Genomic DNA, 3,069 nt, shown 5'->3' on the forward strand with positions numbered 1-3,069 from the left:
ATCCAGAAAACGTTCATGACGCCCACGGCGAACATCACCAGCATCAAGGCCCAGCAGCAGCCCAGACACCACAGACCTTGCGCGGCACCGAGCCGAAAGATGTTAAGGGGCCTTGCGCTCCAGCTCGCGAAAAGGATCGAGAACGGGTTCCTGCATTTCTTCAGGCAAGCTTCCTTCAGGCCGCTGAACTGGTAGAGGCCGGCAATCAGCAGAGCGAGCGCACCGGCAATGCCGACGACCGGATCGAGAATCCCGGCTGACGAAGCGAATGCATGGACGGCCAAGGTCAGCGCCGCGAACACAATTGAAGCGGCGAGCCAGACGCTGAGATAGCCGGCGACCAGCAGCAGCGGGTGAACGACCGGTTCGCCCTTGATGCGTGCCGTGTCAGCGATCTCGCAATAGGTGCGTATCATCGGCGCCGCCGAAGGCAGCATCGTCGCGATCGCCATCAGGAACCACATCGAAACGAGCGCGCCGGCCCGCAAGCCGAGACCTGCGTCCAAAGGCACCGGTGAGAGGCACAGCACAAAGAACCGTTCCAGGAAATCGGGCAGCGGCAGTTGCGGCAGGCTGCGAAGGATCGTGTCGCCAGGGGCGCCGACGCCCGCAATCCCTGTTTCAGCCCCGCGGATTGCCATCGCCGCAAGAGACAGCCATGCAAGCAGGATGCAAGCGCCGACAACGACGTTTACCGTAACCCGGGGATTGCGCGCGATGCCGGCCATGGCGCGGCCGGCGCGGTCGAGATGGCTGAAGTCGTCCTGCTGGCCGGTCATGACATCCGAATGGGCCGAATCGCCGCGTTGATCAAGCGGCATGATCTGACCTATATGCTGATCGAACGGCAGGTCGGGTGGACCGCCTCGCATTGCAAGCCGGAAGCCGATCTTGGAGCATCAGCAAACTGCGCGGATACTGGTTGCCGGCACGGGGCCGGCAGGGCTGATCGCGGCACTGGGTTTTGCCGCCGAAGGTTTCCCGGTGACACTGGTCGGGCCGGAGGCCACCGCCCCCGATGGTCGCACGACGGCCCTGATGAACCCTGCCTTGAAAGTGCTCGACCGGCTCGGCGTGCTCGAAGCCGTCGTATCCAAGGCGGCGCCTTTGAAGGTGATGCGCATCGTCGATGCCACCAGCCGGCTGATCCGCAGCCCGGTCGTCACCTTCCGCGCCAGCGAGATCGACGAGGATGAATTCGGGCTGAATCTTCCCAACAGCGTCCTCACCCCGGCACTCGCCAGCGCCGTTGCCGCGCGCGCCGGCATCGACTGGCTGAGGTCGATGGTGGCGAACTGGCATCTCGATGCCGAGCATGTTCGTGCCGGCCTCGCCGACGGCAGCTCGGTTGACGCATCGCTGGCGGTCGCCGCTGACGGACGCTTGTCACCGGCGCGCCAGGCGGCCGGCATCTCGACCTCGGCCCGCTCCTATCCGCAGGCAGCTCTCGTCCTCAATTTCGGCCATAGCGGCGATCACGCCTTCACCTCGACGGAATTCCACACCGAGACCGGTCCGTTCACGCAGGTCCCGCTGCCCGGCAATCGCTCCAGCCTGGTCTGGGTGGTCAAGCCCGAGACCGCGACCGAGCTCGCCGCGCTGGACGATGCGACACTTTCTCAGCGGGTCGAACAGCAGATGCAGTCGATGCTGGGCCGGGTGGCTGTCGAGCCGGGCCGGCAGATCTACCCGCTATCGGCGGTGACGCCGCTTCGTTTCGCAAGGGATCGGGTGGCGCTGGTCGGCGAAGCCGCCCATGTGTTTCCGCCGATCGGTGCGCAAGGCCTCAACCTCGGCATCAGAGACGTCGACGATCTAATTGGAATCGCTTGTGAAAATCGATCCGATCCGGGCGCAGCCAAGGCGCTTGCAGCCTACGATTTCAAGCGCCGCCCCGACATTCTGGCGCGCAGCAGCGCGGTCAACCTGCTCAACATGTCGCTGCTTTCCGACATGCTGCCGGCGCAGATGGCCCGCGTTGCCGGGCTCGGCGTGCTCGGAGGCTTCGCGCCGCTTCGGGCTTTTTTCATGCGCGAGGGGCTTCGTCCCGGCAGCGGTTTTGCCGCGCTTGCCGGCGGGTTAGGGAAACAGGTCCGGCGCTAGGATATTGTGCCGGATCAGGTAGAGCAGCCCGGTAACGGTCACGACCGACAGGCAGGTTGTGATCAGCACACTGGCCGACGCTCGCTGTACCCAGACGCCATACTGCTGGGCGATGACGAAGACGTTCGTGGCGGTCGGCAATGCGGCCAGAAGCACCGCCGAGAAGACCCATGTCTCAGAGAAATTGCCGATCCAGCTCAGCACGACATAACAGAGCAACGGGTGCAGGATCAGCTTCAGCGCGGCGATCGGAACCATCTCATGCGGGACGCGATTGAGTGGCCTGAGCGCCAGCGTGACGCCCATGGCAAACAGCGCGCAAGGTGCGGCCGCACGGGAAAGATATTCTAGAAATCGCTCCACCGGCACGGGCGGTCGAAAGCCGATATAGGCGGCGCCGACACCCAGGGCGGTTGCGATGATGAACGGATGCAGCACGATCTTGCGCAGGACGCCCAGGGCAAGCCGGAGAGGAGTGGTCTTCTCGTCGCCAGACAGCGCCATCATCATGGGCGCGATGGCGAAATGCATGATGTTCTCGAAACAGAAGATCAAGGCGACCGGCACAGCCGCCTCCTCGCCGAAGGCCAGCAGCGCCAGCCCCGGCCCCATATAGCCGATATTGCCATAGGCGGCCGCGAGCGCCTTGATGGTCGATTGCGCTATCTCGCCGCGCGAGGTCAGGACCGACCCCATGAACATCAAGGAAAATATCATGAAGGTCGAGACGACCGAGCCGAAGATGAAGCGCCATTCCGTCAGGTCTTCGAACGGCGTCTTGGCAAGCAGTTGAAAGAAAAGTGCCGGCAGCGCGACATAGACGATGAACGTGTTCATCCAGCCGAGCGCGTCCAGCGGCTGCCTGGTGATGCGCGCCACCAGAAACCCGACAAAAATCAAGCCGAAGAACGGAAGAACAAGACCGATGACGTCAGACATTTTTATGCTGGTCCGAAACCCTGGCGC

At 63.5% G+C, this 3,069-nt stretch carries 3 protein-coding genes; 1 reads left to right on the forward strand and 2 read right to left on the reverse strand.

The window, feature by feature from the left end; translation table 11 throughout:
* Positions 1 to 821, reverse strand: an 821-nt coding sequence (locus ENZ75_RS26600; protein WP_128278437.1) for a DUF2182 domain-containing protein, incomplete at its 3' end; no start/stop codon positions are given.
* A gap of 70 nt (positions 822 to 891) precedes the next feature.
* Between ENZ75_RS26600 and ENZ75_RS26605 the strand changes: the two genes are divergently transcribed.
* Positions 892 to 2,103 (forward strand): UbiH/UbiF family hydroxylase, encoded by a 1,212-nt coding sequence (locus tag ENZ75_RS26605; protein ID WP_063168003.1) that lies wholly within the window; start codon positions 892 to 894, stop codon positions 2,101 to 2,103.
* Here the strand turns inward: ENZ75_RS26605 and ENZ75_RS26610 are convergent.
* Entirely contained in the window at positions 2,080 to 3,042 is a 963-nt protein-coding gene (locus ENZ75_RS26610; RefSeq protein WP_063168002.1) for an AEC family transporter, read from the reverse strand. The two genes, ENZ75_RS26605 and ENZ75_RS26610, sit on opposite strands and share 24 nt — an antisense overlap.
* Positions 3,043 to 3,069: the final 27 nt, after the last annotated feature.

It is taken from the genome of Mesorhizobium sp. M7A.F.Ca.CA.002.04.1.1 (genome assembly GCF_004022805.1).
In the GTDB taxonomy this organism is placed as follows: domain Bacteria; phylum Pseudomonadota; class Alphaproteobacteria; order Rhizobiales; family Rhizobiaceae; genus Mesorhizobium; species Mesorhizobium ciceri.